Source organism: Sunxiuqinia sp. A32, assembly GCF_052690465.1.
In genome coordinates this window covers 130649-147402 of the sequence record NZ_JBQYLI010000006.1, presented here as the reverse complement: position 1 = coordinate 147402, position 16754 = coordinate 130649, and the positions used below count along the sequence as shown (strand labels likewise).

General features: G+C 38.4%; 15 protein-coding genes. 12 read left to right on the top strand and 3 right to left on the bottom strand.

Annotation, left to right across the window (positions count from 1 at the left end; genetic code table 11):
• The first annotated feature begins 144 nt into the window (after positions 1 to 144).
• The 9 genes from secE (at position 145) to ACUNWD_RS08110 (ending at position 11596) form a co-directional block, all read left to right on the top strand.
• Positions 145 to 336, top strand: a complete 192-nt coding sequence (gene secE / locus ACUNWD_RS08150; RefSeq protein WP_445587301.1) for a preprotein translocase subunit SecE — start codon at positions 145 to 147, stop codon at positions 334 to 336.
• A gap of 18 nt (positions 337 to 354) precedes the next feature.
• Positions 355 to 903 (top strand): transcription termination/antitermination protein NusG, encoded by a 549-nt coding sequence (nusG, locus tag ACUNWD_RS08145; protein WP_445587300.1) that lies wholly within the window; start codon positions 355 to 357, stop codon positions 901 to 903.
• Between the two features lie 20 nt (positions 904 to 923).
• On the top strand, positions 924 to 1367 hold the full coding sequence (gene rplK, locus ACUNWD_RS08140) for a 50S ribosomal protein L11 (protein WP_445587299.1): 444 nt from the start codon (positions 924 to 926) through the stop codon (positions 1365 to 1367).
• A gap of 14 nt (positions 1368 to 1381) precedes the next feature.
• Entirely contained in the window at positions 1382 to 2077 is a 696-nt protein-coding gene (rplA, locus tag ACUNWD_RS08135; protein WP_445587298.1) for a 50S ribosomal protein L1, read from the top strand.
• Between the two features lie 14 nt (positions 2078 to 2091).
• Positions 2092 to 2610 (top strand): 50S ribosomal protein L10, encoded by a 519-nt coding sequence (gene rplJ / locus ACUNWD_RS08130; RefSeq protein WP_445587297.1) that lies wholly within the window; start codon positions 2092 to 2094, stop codon positions 2608 to 2610.
• Between the two features lie 36 nt (positions 2611 to 2646).
• Positions 2647 to 3024: a 50S ribosomal protein L7/L12 gene (rplL, locus tag ACUNWD_RS08125; protein WP_445587296.1), complete on the top strand. Its 378-nt coding sequence runs from the start codon at positions 2647 to 2649 to the stop codon at positions 3022 to 3024.
• Between the two features lie 109 nt (positions 3025 to 3133).
• On the top strand, positions 3134 to 6946 hold the full coding sequence (gene rpoB, locus ACUNWD_RS08120; protein WP_445587295.1) for a DNA-directed RNA polymerase subunit beta: 3813 nt from the start codon (positions 3134 to 3136) through the stop codon (positions 6944 to 6946).
• A gap of 51 nt (positions 6947 to 6997) precedes the next feature.
• Positions 6998 to 11272, top strand: a complete 4275-nt coding sequence (gene rpoC, locus ACUNWD_RS08115) for a DNA-directed RNA polymerase subunit beta' (protein WP_445587294.1) — start codon at positions 6998 to 7000, stop codon at positions 11270 to 11272.
• Between the two features lie 3 nt (positions 11273 to 11275).
• Positions 11276 to 11596: a DUF3467 domain-containing protein gene (locus ACUNWD_RS08110; RefSeq protein WP_445587293.1), complete on the top strand. Its 321-nt coding sequence runs from the start codon at positions 11276 to 11278 to the stop codon at positions 11594 to 11596.
• 62 nt (positions 11597 to 11658) lie between these two features.
• Here the strand turns inward: ACUNWD_RS08110 and ACUNWD_RS08105 are convergent, their stop codons facing one another.
• Complete coding sequence (locus ACUNWD_RS08105) at positions 11659 to 12237, bottom strand: type 1 glutamine amidotransferase (RefSeq protein ID WP_445587292.1); 579 nt, start codon at positions 12235 to 12237, stop codon at positions 11659 to 11661.
• A gap of 96 nt (positions 12238 to 12333) precedes the next feature.
• Between ACUNWD_RS08105 and ACUNWD_RS08100 the strand changes: the two genes are divergently transcribed.
• From ACUNWD_RS08100 to ACUNWD_RS08090, 3 genes are all read left to right on the top strand, one after another.
• Entirely contained in the window at positions 12334 to 12732 is a 399-nt protein-coding gene (locus ACUNWD_RS08100) for a DUF2721 domain-containing protein (RefSeq protein ID WP_445587291.1), read from the top strand.
• Entirely contained in the window at positions 12732 to 13646 is a 915-nt protein-coding gene (locus ACUNWD_RS08095; RefSeq protein WP_445587290.1) for a DMT family transporter, read from the top strand. Before ACUNWD_RS08100 ends, ACUNWD_RS08095 begins: the two co-directional genes overlap by 1 nt.
• 79 nt (positions 13647 to 13725) lie before the next feature.
• Complete coding sequence (locus ACUNWD_RS08090; RefSeq protein WP_445587289.1) at positions 13726 to 14019, top strand: hypothetical protein; 294 nt, start codon at positions 13726 to 13728, stop codon at positions 14017 to 14019.
• A 38-nt stretch (positions 14020 to 14057) separates the two neighbouring features.
• Here the strand turns inward: ACUNWD_RS08090 and nhaA are convergent, their stop codons facing one another.
• Together nhaA and ACUNWD_RS08080 are read right to left on the bottom strand one after the other, a co-directional pair.
• Positions 14058 to 15362 carry a Na+/H+ antiporter NhaA gene (gene nhaA, locus ACUNWD_RS08085; RefSeq protein WP_445587288.1) on the bottom strand — a complete coding sequence of 435 codons (1305 nt, stop codon included), beginning with the start codon at positions 15360 to 15362 and terminating at the stop codon, positions 14058 to 14060.
• A 146-nt stretch (positions 15363 to 15508) separates the two neighbouring features.
• The gene (locus ACUNWD_RS08080; protein ID WP_445587287.1) at positions 15509 to 16741 is read right to left on the bottom strand and encodes an ammonium transporter; all 1233 of its coding nucleotides are present in this window, start codon (positions 16739 to 16741) and stop codon (positions 15509 to 15511) included.
• Positions 16742 to 16754 lie beyond the last annotated feature (13 nt).

The window sequence follows — 16754 nt, the reverse complement described above, 5'->3', positions numbered from 1 at the left end:
ATCTAATATATAAAACTTAAAGATGTCCCGGGACTTTTTTCGGTCCCGGGATTCTTTACGGATGGAACTCAGTTGGGAGTTTTTTTAGTAATATATAAAGCAAGTTCGATTCTTGGCATCCGGCTATCAATAAAAACACATAGAATGAAACTTAAACTATATTTTGAAGAAGCTTACACTGAGCTTGTTCATAAAGTTTCCTGGCCAACTTGGAAAGAGTTGCAAAATAGTGCATTTATCGTTATGGTTGCTTCCTTTATAATAGCACTTGTTGTATTCGTAATGGATATCTCTTTTGAGAACATTATGAACTTTGTGTACAGTTTATTTTATTAATACTATTTGGAGAACGACATGAGCGAACACGTAAAAAAATGGTATGTTCTTAGGGCTATCGGAGGTAAAGAGAAGAAAGTCAAAGAGTATATCGAAAGTGAGATTGCCAATGCTGGACTCCAAGAGTATATTTCACAGGTATTAATACCAACCGAAAAGGTTTATCAAATTCGGAGTGGAAAGAAAATTAGCAAAGAGCGAAATTTTTTCCCTGGTTATGTATTGATTGAAGCTGCTCTTGTAGGTGAGATTCCTCACATGTTGAAAAATATGCCCAACGTGATAGGTTTCTTAGGTGACACCAAAGGAGGAGATCCAGTGCCAATGCGCCAGTCTGAAGTTAACCGTATTTTAGGACGTGTTGATGAAATGGCTGAATCAGATGCTGAAATCAATATTCCTTATGTAGTTGGAGAAACTGTGAAAGTTACTGACGGTCCATTCAATGGATTCAACGGAATCATTGAAGAAATCAATGAGGAGAAGAAGAAGTTGAAAGTGATGGTCAAAATATTTGGACGAAAAACACCTTTAGAGCTTAGCTTTATGCAAGTCGAGAAGGAGTAGTAATTATTTATTTTTAAATTATGGCTAAAGAAGTTGCTGGATTAATTAAGTTACAAATTAAAGGCGGTGCAGCTAACCCTTCACCACCTGTTGGACCAGCATTAGGTGCCAAAGGGGTTAATATTATGCAGTTCTGCAAGCAGTTTAACGGCCGGACACAAGAACAGGCTGGTAAAGTGCTCCCCGTTATTATTACTGTATATGCAGATAAATCGTTTGATTTTGTAATTAAACAACCCCCAGTAGCCGTGCAGTTGCTTGAGGCCGCGAAACTTAAATCTGGGTCTGCCGAACCTCACGTAAAAAAAGTGGGATCTGTAGACTGGGACCAGGTAAAAGGCATTGCTGAATCTAAAATGTCTGATCTTAATTGTTTCACGGTAGAATCTGCAATGAGAATGGTTGCTGGTACTGCCAGAAGTATGGGTATTACTGTTACAGGTGATTTCCCAACTGATAATTAATTAAATTTTTTAAAATGGGCAGAATTACAAAAAATAAAAAGCTTGCTCTTGAGAAACTCGAAGCGGGGAAAGTATATTCGCTTAATGAAGCTTCTGAATTGGTTAAAGAAATTACTTTTACCAAATTCGACGCCTCTGTGGATATCGATATTCGCTTGGGAGTGGATCCAAGAAAAGCCAATCAGATGGTTAGAGGCGTTGTGTCTTTACCCCACGGAACTGGTAAAGAAGTCCGCGTACTAGCTTTGGTTACACCTGATAAAGAGGCGGAAGCAAAAGAAGCTGGTGCTGATTATGTTGGTCTTGACGATTACGTCGAAAAGATCAAAGGCGGATGGGTAGACTTTGATGTTGTTATTACCATGCCTCCAGTGATGGGTAAAGTTGGTCCCCTAGGACGTGTTCTAGGACCAAGAGGCTTAATGCCTAACCCCAAAAGTGGAACAGTGACAATGGAAGTTGGAAAAGCTGTTAGTGAGGTTAAACAAGGTAAAATTGATTTTAAGGTTGATAAATTTGGTATTGTTCACACATCAATTGGTAAAGTTTCCTTTACTGCTGATAAAATTGTAGATAATGCTAAAGAGTTTATCAATACAATCAATAAACTTAAACCTGCTGCTGCTAAAGGTACATATGTGAAAAGTATTTACCTTTCTAGCACTATGAGTCCTGGAATCCAAGTTGAACCTAAGTCAGTTGCTGACTAGAAAAAAGTGATACAATGAAAAGATCCGAAAAATTAGAGATTATCAATAATCTGACAGAGCAGATCAACTCGTACAATCATTTTTACCTGGCGGACATTGCTGACTTAAACGCAGAAGCATCTAGTGATTTAAGGCGTCTATGTTTTACAAAAGAAGTAAAACTGGTTGTTGTAAAAAATACACTCTTACGTAAAGCGCTTGAAAATTCTGAAAAGAATGCAGATGAGCTTTACAGTGCACTTATAGGAAATACATCTGTGATGTTTGCCGAAGTAGGAAATGTTCCTGCAAAACTGATCAAGGAATTCAGCAAAAAACATAAAAAGCCGGTATTAAAAGCCGCTTTTGTTGAAGAGTCAGTTTATGTTGGCGAAAATCAATTGGATGCATTAACCTCAATCAAGTCTAAGGACGAATTACTTGGAGATCTTATTGCATTATTACAATCACCAATGAAAACAGTTGTTGGTCAATTGCAATCAGGAGGAAACAAGATTCATGGAATCCTTCAGACACTTTCAGAAAAAGAATAATTTTAGTTACAATCTTATCGCATAAAAATTAAGAAAATGGCAGATTTAAAAGTACTTGCAGAAGAGTTGGTAAACTTGACTGTGAAAGATGTTAATGAATTAGCTGACATTTTAAAAACAGAATACGGAATTGAACCTGCTGCTGCAGCTGTTGCTGTTGCAGGACCTGCTGCTGGTGGTGGCGAAGAAGCTGCTGCTGAACAATCAGAATTCGATGTAATTTTGAAAGCCGCTGGAAGTTCTAAATTGGCTGTTGTTAAGTTGGTTAAAGAGTTGACTGGTTTAGGTCTTAAAGAAGCAAAAGAAGTTGTTGACGGAGCACCTAAAGCTATTAAGGAAAAGGTTTCTAAAGACGAAGCAGAAGCATTAAAATCTCAGTTAGAAGAAGCTGGAGCTGAAGTTGAACTTAAATAAGAGACTTACGACCCTATAAAAAGGTCTATGTGGTTTAGAATCTCACAGTTGTGGGATTCTAAGCCTTTTTGTATTTTTATATTTTAAGTTCACTTAATTTTGTTGATACATGTCATTAAATATTGAAAGCCAGAGAATTAGTTTCTCTACTACCAAGACAAAATTTGATTATCCCGATTTCCTCGAAGTTCAAATTAAATCTTTCATCGATTTCTTTCAGCTTGAGACTACTCCCGAGAATAGAAAAAGTGAAGGGTTATTTAAAGTATTTGAAGAAAACTTCCCGATCACGGATACCCGGAATAACTTCGTTTTAGAATTTATTGATTACCAAGTGGATCCACCAAGGTATTCGATCGATGAATGTATTGAGCGAGGTTTAACTTATAGCGTTCCACTGAAAGCTAAATTGAAATTGTATTGTACCGATCCTGAGCATGAGGATTTTGATACTGTTATTCAAGATGTATATCTGGGTACTGTACCATACATGACTGAGCGTGGAACATATGTAATCAATGGTGCAGAGCGAGTGGTAGTTTCTCAGCTTCACCGTTCACCTGGTGTATTCTTCGGACAAAGTCTACACGCAAACGGTACAAAACTCTATTCGGCACGTATCATTCCTTTTAAAGGATCATGGATCGAATTTGCAACTGACATTAACTCTGTTATGTTTGCATATATCGACCGTAAAAAGAAATTACCTGTAACTACTTTGTTACGGGCCATCGGGTACGAAAGTGATAAAGAAATTTTAGAAATCTTCGGATTGGCTGATGAAGTGAAGGTTTCAAAAACCGGTTTAAAGAAAGTTGTAGGAAGAAAATTAGCTGCCCGTGTTTTGAAAACTTGGGTAGAGGATTTTGTTGATGAAGATACCGGGGAAGTTGTTTCAATTGAGCGTAACGAAGTTGTGATTGATCGCGAAACTGTGATTGAAAATGATCACATTGAAGAAATCGTTGATTCTGGAACAAAAACAATTCTGTTACATAAAGAAGATCAAAATCTGCAAGATTTTGCCATTATATATAATACGCTTCAAAAAGACCCGTGTAACTCGGAGAAGGAAGCGGTACTACACATCTATCGTCAATTGCGTAATGCTGAACCGCCAGATGAGGCGACTGCCCGTGATGTAATCGATAAATTATTCTTCTCTGAAAAACGTTATGATTTAGGAGAAGTTGGACGTTATCGTATCAACAAAAAGTTAGGTCTGAATATCGATATGGATACGCAAGTTCTGACTAAGGAAGATATTATAGAGATTATTAAATACTTGATCAAGCTGGTTAACGCAAAAACAGATGTTGATGATATTGACCACTTGAGCAACCGTCGTGTTCGTACAGTTGGCGAACAGATGTTTAACCAATTTGGTGTTGGTTTGGCCCGTATGGCTCGTACCATTCGTGAACGAATGAACGTTCGTGATAATGAAGTTTTTACTCCTATTGATTTGATCAATTCGAAAACTTTATCATCCGTAATCAATTCATTCTTCGGAACCAACGCACTTTCTCAGTTCATGGATCAAACGAATCCATTGGCAGAGATGACTCACAAACGCCGTATGTCTGCATTGGGACCAGGTGGTCTTTCTCGTGAACGTGCTGGATTTGAGGTACGTGACGTTCACTTTACGCACTATGGCCGTTTGTGTCCGATTGAAACACCTGAAGGTCCAAACATTGGTTTGATTTCTTCATTGTGTGTTTTCGCAAAAGTTACTGATCTTGGTTTTATTTCGACTCCTTACCGTAAGGTTAAAGATGGTGTTGTAGACCTATCTGAAGATGGTGTAGTTTATTTAACTGCAGAGGAAGAAGAAGGAAAAGTTATTGCTCAGGCAAATGCTCCTATTGATGATGAAGGTAACTTTGTTAATCAAAAAGTAAAATCGCGTTTGGAGGGTGACTACCCTGTTGTTGAAAAAGATGAAGTTGAGTTGATGGACGTTGGTCCTAACCAGATTGCTTCTGTTGCGGCTTCGCTGATTACTTTCTTGGAACATGATGATGCAAACCGTGCATTGATGGGATCTAACATGATGCGTCAGGCGGTACCACTTCTACGCCCAGAGGCTCCTATTGTAGGAACTGGTTTGGAAGGAAATGCTGCTCGTGACTCACGTGTATTGGTTTCAGCTTCCAGTGATGGTGTGATTGAATATGTTGACGCAAATGAAGTCATCGTTCGTTATGATATGACTGATGATGAGAAATTTGTTAGTTTCAACCCAGAAGTTGTCACTTATAAATTGCCGAAATTCTTAAAGACGAACCAAGGTACTGTCGTTGATCTTAAGCCTATTGTTGAAAAAGGTCAGCGTGTTCAAAAAGGCCAGGTTCTTACTGAAGGATATGCTACTGAAGGTGGAGAACTTGCTCTTGGTCGCAACCTAAAGGTTGCATTCATGCCTTGGCAGGGGTACAACTATGAGGATGCGATTGTGATTTCAGAGCGTGTTGTTCGTGAAGATGTATTTACATCGATTCACGTTGATGAATACTCGCTTGAAGTTCGCGATACGAAACGTGGTGTTGAAGAATTTACTTCGGATATTCCTAACGTTAGTGAAGAGGCAACCCGCAACCTGGATGAGAATGGTTTGATTCGAGTTGGAGCTGATGTTAAGCCTGGAGATATTTTGATTGGAAAAATTACTCCAAAAGGTGAATCGGATCCATCTCCTGAAGAAAAACTATTGCGTGCAATTTTTGGTGATAAAGCCGGTGATGTTAAAGATGCTTCATTGAAAGCTTCTCCATCATTAAAAGGTGTTGTTATCGATAAAAAATTGTTCTCAAGAGTTGTAAAAGACAAAAAAGGTAAAATGGCAACCAAACCATTGCTTGATCAAATTGATGAAGAATTTGACAGGACAGCTAGTGGTTTGAGAGCTAAACTTGAAGATAAACTCTTTACACTGGTGAACGGAAAAACAAGTCAAGGTGTTAAAGATTATTACGGAGGTGATATTATTGCAAAAGGAGTTAAGTTCACCCTTAAGCAATTACAAGAAATCGATTATTTGACAGTTAATCCAACTAAGTGGACAACTGACAAAGAGAAGAACGATATGATCTTCAGATTGGTTGTTAATTATATCACAAAATATAAAGAACACGAAGCTGTTGCTCGTCGTAAACGTTATAATGTAACCATTGGTGACGAGCTTCCTGCTGGTATTATCCAATTAGCAAAGGTTTATGTAGCTAAAAAACGTAAACTACAGATTGGTGATAAAATGGCAGGTCGTCACGGTAATAAAGGTATTGTTTCACGTATTGTACGTGATGAAGATATGCCTTTCTTGGCGGATGGAACACCGGTAGACATTGTATTGAATCCATTAGGTGTACCTTCAAGGATGAACCTTGGACAGATTTACGAAACTGTACTTGGTTGGGCCGGTAAAGAATTAGGGTTGAAATTTGCAACTCCAATTTTCGATGGTGCAAGCCTGGAAGAAGTAACTGAGTATACAACAAAAGCTGGTATACCCGCATTTGGTAAAGCACAACTTCATGATGGTGAAACTGGTGAGCCATTTGATCAACCAGCAACAGTTGGTATTATCTATATGCTAAAACTGGGACACATGGTTGAAGATAAAATGCATGCCCGTTCTATTGGACCATACTCACTGATTACGCAGCAGCCATTGGGTGGTAAAGCACAATTTGGTGGTCAGCGTTTCGGGGAAATGGAAGTTTGGGCACTTGAAGCATTTGGTGCATCGCACATTCTTCAGGAAATCCTGACTGTGAAGTCAGATGACGTTCTTGGACGTGCAAAAGCATATGAATCAATTGTGAAAGGTGAACCAATGCCGCCGGCTGGAATTCCAGAATCGCTCAATGTATTGCTCCACGAGTTACGCGGACTTGGATTAAGCGTTAATTTGGACTAATGACTTAGGAACTCTGTTCCTCTTTTTAATCAGTTTAATATACATCGATATATGGCATTCAGAAAAGATAATAAAGTAAAAAGCAATTTTTCCAAAATAGCCATTAGCCTGGCTTCACCAGAAGAAATTTTAGAACGTTCCCATGGTGAAGTTTTAAAGCCTGAGACTATTAACTATCGTACTTACAAACCAGAAAGAGATGGTTTGTTTTGCGAGCGTATTTTTGGTCCGGTGAAAGACTATGAGTGTCATTGTGGTAAATACAAGCGTATTCGCTACAAAGGAATTGTTTGCGACCGTTGTGGGGTAGAAGTTACAGAGAAAAAAGTACGTCGTGAGCGTATGGGACACATCTCTCTGGTTGTACCAGTTGCCCACATTTGGTATTTCAAGTCATTGCCAAATAAAATTGGTTACCTACTTGGTTTGCCAACCAAAAAATTAGATACTATAATTTATTACGAGCGTTACGTGGTTATTCAGCCAGGTATTAAAGCTCAAGATGGAATTAAAGTCAATGATTTTCTAACAGAAGAAGAATATTTAGATATCCTGGATACGCTTCCAAAAGAAAATCAATATTTAGATGATGATGATCCAAATAAGTTCATTGCAAAAATGGGGGCAGAAGCTCTTTATGCATTGCTGGAACGTCTGGAATTGGATGATCTATCTTATACATTAAGGCATAAGGCTAACACTGAAACTTCTCAGCAACGTAAAAATGAAGCCTTGAAAAGGCTACAGGTTGTGGAAGCATTCCGTGCCAGCAAAAACATCAACCGTCCGGAATGGATGATTGTAAAAGTTGTGCCTGTTATTCCACCGGATTTGCGTCCGTTGGTGCCATTGGATGGTGGACGTTTTGCTACTTCTGACTTGAATGACTTGTACAGAAGAGTAATTATCCGTAACAACCGTCTGAAAAGATTGATTGAAATCAAAGCTCCTGAAGTAATCCTTCGTAATGAAAAAAGGATGTTGCAGGAAGCGGTTGATTCATTATTTGATAATTCACGGAAATCAAATGCCGTGAAAACTGAAAATAACCGCGCACTGAAATCGCTTTCTGACAGTTTGAAAGGTAAACAAGGTCGTTTCCGTCAAAACTTGTTAGGTAAGCGTGTTGACTATTCTGCACGTTCGGTTATTGTTGTTGGACCTACTTTGAGACTACACGAGTGTGGTTTGCCAAAAGATATGGCAGCTGAACTTTACAAGCCATTTATCATTCGTAAATTGATTGAGCGTGGTATTGTAAAAACAGTAAAATCTGCGAAAAAGATTGTTGACCGTAAAGATCCTGTGGTTTGGGATATCTTGGAAAACGTATTGAAAGGGCATCCTGTGATGTTGAACAGGGCTCCTACACTTCACCGTTTGTCAATCCAGGCATTCCAGCCAGTCTTAATTGAAGGTAAAGCAATTCAGTTACACCCATTAGTTTGTACTGGTTTCAACGCCGACTTCGATGGTGACCAGATGGCAGTTCACGTACCTCTTGGTAATGCTGCAATTTTGGAAGCTCAATTGCTAATGTTAGCTTCTCACAACTTGCTGAACCCTGCTAACGGTGCTCCTATTACAGTACCTTCTCAGGATATGGTTTTGGGTCTGTATTATATGACCAAACACCGTGAAGGCGCTCGTGGCGAAGGAATGACATTCTATTCTCCTGAAGAAGTAATTATTGCTTACAATGAAGGTAGATTGGAAATGCATTCAATCATCAAAGTGAAAGTTGAAGATGTTGATGACAATGGTGAGTACTTCAAGCACATTGTTGAAACAACCGTAGGTCGTGTTATCTTTAATCAGGTAGTACCTCGAAAAGCAGGGTACATTAACGAGCTTCTTACAAAGAAGTCATTGCGTACAATTATTTCCGAAATCTTTAAGAAAGCTGGAAATGCTACGACAGTTCGTTTCCTTGATGACATGAAGAATCTTGGTTACAAGATGGCATATCGTGGTGGTTTGTCGTTTAACCTTGGAGATGTTATCATTCCTTTAGATAAAAAGGAAATCGTTGACGAAGGTTATGCGGAAGTTGAAGAAGTGATGGCAAACTATAACATGGGTTTCATTACAAACAACGAACGTTACAACCAGGTTATTGATATTTGGACACATGCCAACGCGAAACTTACCAATTCGGTAATGAAGACGTTGAGTACCGATAAGCAAGGGTTCAACTCTGTTTATATGATGCTTGACTCTGGTGCGAGGGGTTCAAAAGAACAGATTCGTCAGTTATGTGGTATGAGGGGATTGATGGCAAAACCACAAAAATCTGGTTCTACCGGTGCGCAAATTATTGAAAACCCGATTTTGGCAAACTTCAAAGAGGGACTTTCAGTACTTGAGTACTTTATCTCAACCCACGGTGCTCGTAAAGGTTTGGCGGATACCGCACTTAAAACTGCGGATGCTGGATACCTTACTCGTCGTTTGGTTGATGTTGCTCAAGACGTAATTGTTGCTGATGAAGATTGCGGAACATTGCGTGGTTTGATTGCTTCTGCTGTAAAAAATAACGAAGAAGTTGTAGCTTCTTTGTATGATAGAATTTTAGGTAGATCTACTGTGCATGATGTGTTCCATCCTTTAACAGGTGAACTTATCATTAGATCAGGAGATACTATTACTGAAGAGATTGGTCGTAAAATCGAAGATTCTCCAATTGAGAGTGTTGAGATTCGTTCAGTATTGACTTGTGAAGCTAAGAATGGCGTATGTAGCAAATGTTACGGACGTAACCTGGCAACAGGAGATCTTGCTCAGCGAGGTGAATCTGTAGGTGTTATCGCTGCTCAGTCGATTGGGGAACCAGGAACACAGCTTACATTGCGTACTTTCCACGTAGGAGGTATCGCTGGTAACATTTCTTCACAATCAACTGTTGAGTCTAAATATGATGGTATTGCAGAAATTGAAGAATTGCGAACTGTAGATTCTGTTGATGAAACAGGCGCTAAAGTAGCAATTGTAGTTGGTCGTTTGGCTGAACTTCGAATTTTTGATAAAAATACTCGTATTCCTTTATCAAATCATAGTATTCCTTATGGTTCGAAATTGTACATTGAAAATGGACAAGATGTAACTAAAGGTCAGAAGATTTGTGAATGGGACCCATATAATGGTGTTATTATTTCAGAATATGATGGTAAAATATCGTTTGAACACTTAATTGATGGTATTACTTTCCGTGAAGAATCAGATGAACAAACTGGTTATAAAGAGAAAGTAATTATCGAAACCAGAGATAAGACCAAAAACCCATCATTAAGAATCTTAGATGGAAAAGGCGAAGTGATTCGTGCATATAACTTGCCAGTAGGTGGTCACATTTCGGTTGATGAAGGTGATAATGTTAAAGCTGGTCAAGTACTTGTTAAAATTCCTCGAGCATCTGGTAAAGCTGGTGATATCACCGGTGGTCTTCCACGTGTAACCGAGTTGTTTGAAGCTCGTAATCCATCGAACCCAGCTGTTGTATCTGAGATTGACGGAGAAATTTCCTTAGGAAAAATCAAACGTGGTAACCGCGAAACCATTGTTACCGCTAAAAATGGAGATGTTAAAAAATATCTTGTGCCACTTTCTAAACAAATCTTGGTTCAGGAGAATGACTACATCAAAGCAGGTACACCATTATCAGATGGTGCAACTACTCCTTCGGATATCTTAGCTATTAAAGGACCAACTGCTGTTCAGGAATATATTTTGAATGAAGTTCAGGATGTATACCGTATGCAGGGTGTGAAAATCAACGATAAGCACTACGAAGTAATTATTCGTCAGATGATGCGTAAAGTTGAGATTCTTGATCCGGGTGATACTCGTTTTTTGGAAAAACAAATTGTTGACAAGAATGAGTTTGCTCATGAGAACGACTGGATTTATAACAAGAAAGTAGTTGTTGAACCAGGTGATTCTGAATTACGTGCAGGACAGATTGTGACAGCTCGTAGATTACGTGATGAGAACTCTGTATTACGTCGTAAGGATAAAAAACTGGTTGAGTCGCGCGATGCAATTCCTGCAACTTCAAGTCAGATCCTGCAAGGTATTACCAGAGCTGCTCTTCAAACAAGAAGTTGGTTGTCTGCTGCATCATTCCAGGAAACGACTAAAGTTCTTAACGAAGCTGCAATCCAGGGTAAAGTTGATTATCTTGACGGATTGAAAGAAAATGTTATTTGTGGTCATTTGATTCCTGCAGGTACTGGTTTGAAAGAATACAAAAACTTGGTAGTTGGTTCTCGTGAAGAATATGATCGCATGGTGGAAACAAAAGAAGTAGAATCTGCAAATCGCGACTAATTCATGGAAGATAACAAAAAAAATCAGCTGAATATTGAGTTAAGTGAAGAAGTAGCTCAGGGGATTTATTCAAACCTGGCTATTATCACTCACTCATCCTCGGAGTTTGTTCTTGACTTTGTCCGCATTATGCCGGGTATACCAAAAGCAAATGTGAAATCAAGAGTTATTTTAACTCCTGAACACGCCAAGCGACTTTTACTAGCCCTTGAAGACAACGTTAAGAAATTCGAGAAAATGCATGGTCCAATAAAATTGAGTAGTGGTGGTCATGAACCCATGATGCCTCCTATGAGTTTTGGCGGACCTCCTGCGGAAGCTTGATTTTTGAAGATATATTAGAAAAAGGTGTTGAGAAATCAACACCTTTTCTATTTTGCAGTGATTTACAACATTCTATATTTTATACAGATCGATGTGAAATTGTGAATTATTTCAGGATTAAGATATTCCGGATGAAATTGCAAGGTGTATAATGGTTTCTCTGCATGTTTCATCGCTTGATTAAAACAGACTTTTGATTGAGCAAGATGGATAAAACCTTTTGGTAACGGAACTGAATCATTATGCATCTGGCGAACTAAAAATGAGTGAGGCAGATCAATAAAAAGGGGATCATCTTTCAGTACTTCAATTAAAACATCTCCTGATTCGGGTTCAACACTTCTTAGGTATTCCGCTCCATATAAATAACCGGTTATGTGGTGCCCGGCACAAATGCCTAGAATTGGCTTTTTTGAATCTTTTATCCATAGGAAATAGGGCTGATGATGCTCAACAATGTCATCTCCTTGTGGCGAACCTGAAATAAATATACCATCATATGAATCCACATTGACAGCTATTGCTTCTCTGTAGTTAATAATTTGGCAGGTTGCCAAATGTGACGGAATTAGTTTTTCGATATTAACAGCAAATTCGAAAATCTCAGGTTCTGCGCTATTTATTATTAATATTTTCAACATGCCACTAAATTACTGAAAGTTGGAAGAAAATATAAATGAAAATCTTTTGGTATTAGGATCAATAATAAATCTTTATTTTTGAAGCAAATATCTGTTATGGACCAATTAACATTAACAACTCCCGCTTTATTATTTTCTGCAATATCATTGATATTGCTTGCATATACCAACCGATTTCTGGCTTATGCTACAGTTGTACGGAATCTTCATTCTAGTTTTAAGGAAAATCCGTCAAGATTGTTACTAGGACAGATTGAAAATCTCAGGACAAGATTGATTCTTACCCGTTCGATGCAAGTTCTAGGAATCACTAGTTTGCTCCTGTGTGTGCTGTGTATGTTTCTGGTGTATATTCAAATGCAAGGCTGGGCAGAGTTGATATTTGGAATTGCACTGGTTTTATTAATATTGTCACTATCACTCTCAATCAAGGAAATATTAATCTCGGTAAAGGCACTTGACCTTCATTTAAGCGATATGGAGGATGAAAAATAATGGCATATTTTGGTGAAATTGCCTCTTTGTTGACAGCTATTTTTTGGACTGTAACAAGCATGGCATTTGAATCTGCAGGAAAGAAAGTTGGATCTCTTTCTGTAAATCTAATCAGATTAGTAATTGCTTTTTTCATTTATTGCCTATATACTCAAGTTACCCGTGGAATGTATTTCCCGTTTGATGCAAGCTTCGAAGCATGGATGTGGCTTTCCTTATCTGGACTGATTGGTTTTGTAATTGGAGACCTTTTTTTATTCCAGGCATTTGTGGTCGTGGGCGCAAGAATCTCGATGCTTATTATGGCCATGACACCTCCCTTCACTGCTTTTATATCGTATTTCATATTGGGTGAAGTGTTATCTCCAATGAACTGGTTTGGGATGATTGTTACGCTCACAGGAATCAGTATCGTTATTTTAAAGCGTGAGAATAAAGAACTGAACGGGGATAAAAAGTTAAGAAAGCGTTTAACTTCTGCATATTCAGTTCCGGGGATTTTGTTAGCTCTTGGTGGTGCTTTGGGACAAGCAGTAGGATTAGTTTTAAGTAAAAAGGGAATGGGTGACTATAATGCCTTTGCTGCTTCCCAGATACGAGTATTAACAGGAATCGTTGGTTTCGCAGTTTTACTATTTTTTATGAAGCGATATGGTCGTGTTGTCTCGGCAGTTAAAAATAAATCGGCAATGAAACGTATTACTTTGGGTTCCGTTTTTGGCCCTTTTCTGGGTGTTTCATTTTCCTTGCTTGCAATACAACATACCAAAGCGGGAATTGCAGCTACGATCATGGCAATTGTTCCAGTGTTAATTATTCCACCTGCAATTCTTATTTTTAAGGAAAAAGTTAATTGGAAAGAAGTAGTTGGTGCAATTGTAACAGTAGGGGGAGTAGCCATTTTTTTCCTTTAGTTGTAATTAAAGCGTTAAAACAATTATTTATATTAATTTCGCTAAGAGTTATTATTACAGTCAACTAAAAGTATCGATTATGAATCCACATGCAAAAGCAATTATTTCTCACATTACAATTATTGGATGGATAATTGTGTTAGTTCTAAACATGAATGAAAAGGACGAACTAAGTTCATTTTATTTAAGGCAAACCTTAGGAATTTATCTTATCGGGTTAGTGGGAACTGTAATCCCTGCTTTAGGAGTAATTTTAGGAATTATCGCTTTTATACTTTGGGTTGTAAGTCTTGTTGGGGCTATTAATCAAGATTTAAAACCAGTTTTTGTTGTTGGCGAATATTTTCAAGAATGGTTTAAAGGAGTTGCTTAGCCTATCATTCGAGAAATTGAGAGTTTGAAATAGCTCGGTCAATTTTCCTTTTTCTCTTTTAGCGTTAATCGTAGTAAAAGATACCCTGCAATCCCTGCTACTAAAGAACCGATTAGAATCCCAATTTTTGAAGCATCAATAAAAAGTTGATCTTCAAATGAAAGATTTGTTATAAATAGTGACATAGTAAAGCCAACACCACCAAGTATTCCGACAATTATTAGATCTCTCAGACTGGTGTTTTTAGGTAATTCTGCAATCTTAAGTTTTAATGCAAGATAGGAGAAAACACCAATCCCAATAAGGTTTCCAAGAATAAGGCTGGCCGCAATAACCAGTGAAAAGTTTATTTGCGAGAAACTCTCGGCACTTATTAATACGCCAGCATTTGCAAACGCGAATACCGGCATAATTAAAAAAGCAACCCACCCATGTAGCTTATTTTCCAGGTTTTGAACCGGAGACTGAATTTGTTCTGTCAGCGATTCAATACTATTTACCGATTCCAGTTGAGCTTTGGTGAGAATATACCTCGTTTTGCGATCGTAGGAAACGACTCTGAACTTTTCTAGTTCTTTATCCATCCCTTCCTGGAAATATTGAATCTTAATATTTTTACGAATCGGTATCGCGAACGCAATTAGTACTCCAGCTAGGGTGGCATGAATTCCGGATTTAAGGAAAAGTACCCAGATAATTATCCCTGCAACAAAAAATAAGTACTCTGAGTATTTTCGAAAATGGCTTAAAATAAGGAGTACAAAGAATATCGCAAATGCAATTAATATTAAGTTCCATTTTATGCTTGCACTGTAGAAAAACGCAATAATAATAATAGCCCCCAAATCATCAACAATGGCAAATGCAGTAAGAAATATTTTCAATCCATAAGGCACTCGTTTCCCCAGTAATTTCAGAATACCTAAGGTGAAGGCAATGTCGGTCGCCATTGGAATTGCCCAGCCCTGTTGTGTTTCCGGCTGTGGATTGAATGCGAGAAAAATAATTATTGGAAAAAGCATACCACCGATTGCTGCAAATACAGGCAAGCTCGCCTTTTTGAAATTGGATAGTTCACCAACTAAAATTTCTCGTTTAATTTCCAGCCCAATAACAAAGAAAAATATGGCCATCAATCCATCATTAATCCATAATGTCAAGCTTTTTGACAAATGGAAGTCACCGACTGCAAAAGTGATCTTTTCATGTAGAAATGAGTAATACTCGTCGTAAAATCCAATGTTTGCGACAAGCAAAGTAAGAATGGTTACGCCGAGTAAAAGTATGCTGGATGAAGCTTCTTGGTGGATGAATTTATTGACTGGCTTTGGTATGAGGTTCATTTTTGCTGTATTTCTGGTATTTAGTAATCAATAACGTTTATAATGAAAAGAAGTTTTTCACAAATAGGTAAATGTACAAAATAGCAAAGGGCCCGTCAAATGACGGACCCTTGAGAAAGCTACAGACTTAAAGGCTGAAGAAATTATTAATTGTAGGCACTTTCTCCATGTTCGTAGACATCCAGGCCTTCCTCCTCAATACGTTTTGAGACACGAAGTACTCCTGCTTTCTTCAAGATGTAGAATAAGATCAGACCACAACCAGCAGCCCAAACGAAGAATGCAAATACTCCAATTGCTTGAATACCTAGTAATTTAGCTCCGTTTCCGTAGAATAAACCTTCAGAAGTGGAGAACAATCCAACAGCAAGGGTACCTAAAGCACCACTTACACCGTGTACAGATATTGCACCAACAGGATCATCAATTTTTAATATTTTATCGAAGAATTCAACTGCGAATGGTAATACAAATCCAGCGATAGTACCAATCAATACTGCACCAACAGGATCAACAGCATCACAACCAGCAGTAATAGCAACTAAACCAGCTAACGCACCGTTCAATGATATTGAAAGAGCAGGACGCTTATAGCGTACCCATGAAACCATCATTGCAGTTACAGCACCAGCAGCAGCAGCCAAGTTAGTGGTAACAGCAATGTGACCAATAGCTACAGCATTGTCAGTACCGGCAGCAGCAAGCTGTGAACCAGGGTTGAACCCAAACCATCCGAACCATAGAATGAATACACCTAAAGCTCCCAATGCAAGGTTGTGTCCTGGAATCGCTTTCGCTTTTCCGTCTTTTCCATATTTACCGATACGAGGTCCAATAATAGCAGCACCTGCTAAACCTACCCATGCACCAACAGAGTGAACGATAGAAGAACCTGCGAAGTCATGGAATCCAAGTTGGCTTAACCAACCACCACCCCATGTCCAGTGGCCTGAAATTGGGTAAATAAGAACAGTAATAACAATACTAAAGATCAAGTAAGCTTTAAATTCTGTACGTTCAGCCATTGCTCCGGAAACGATTGTTGCAGCGGTTGCGGCAAATACCGTTTGGAAGAACAAGTCAGCATAGTCGGAATAGTTGTCACCAAATCCCTCACTCATGAAGAATAAATCTGGAGTTCCGATGAATCCTCCAATAGAGTCTCCGTACATTAATGTAAAACCAATAATCCAATATAGTAAAGAACCGATTGAAAAGTCCATCAAGTTTTTCATCAGGATGTTTGCAGTGTTTTTTCCGCGGGTAAAACCAGCTTCAACCATTGCAAATCCTGGTTGCATAAACATCACCATAAAAGCGGCGATCAATAACCACATGTTATCTATACCTATCTGTAGGCCTTGTAAAGTTTCGTCCATGATATTCTAATTT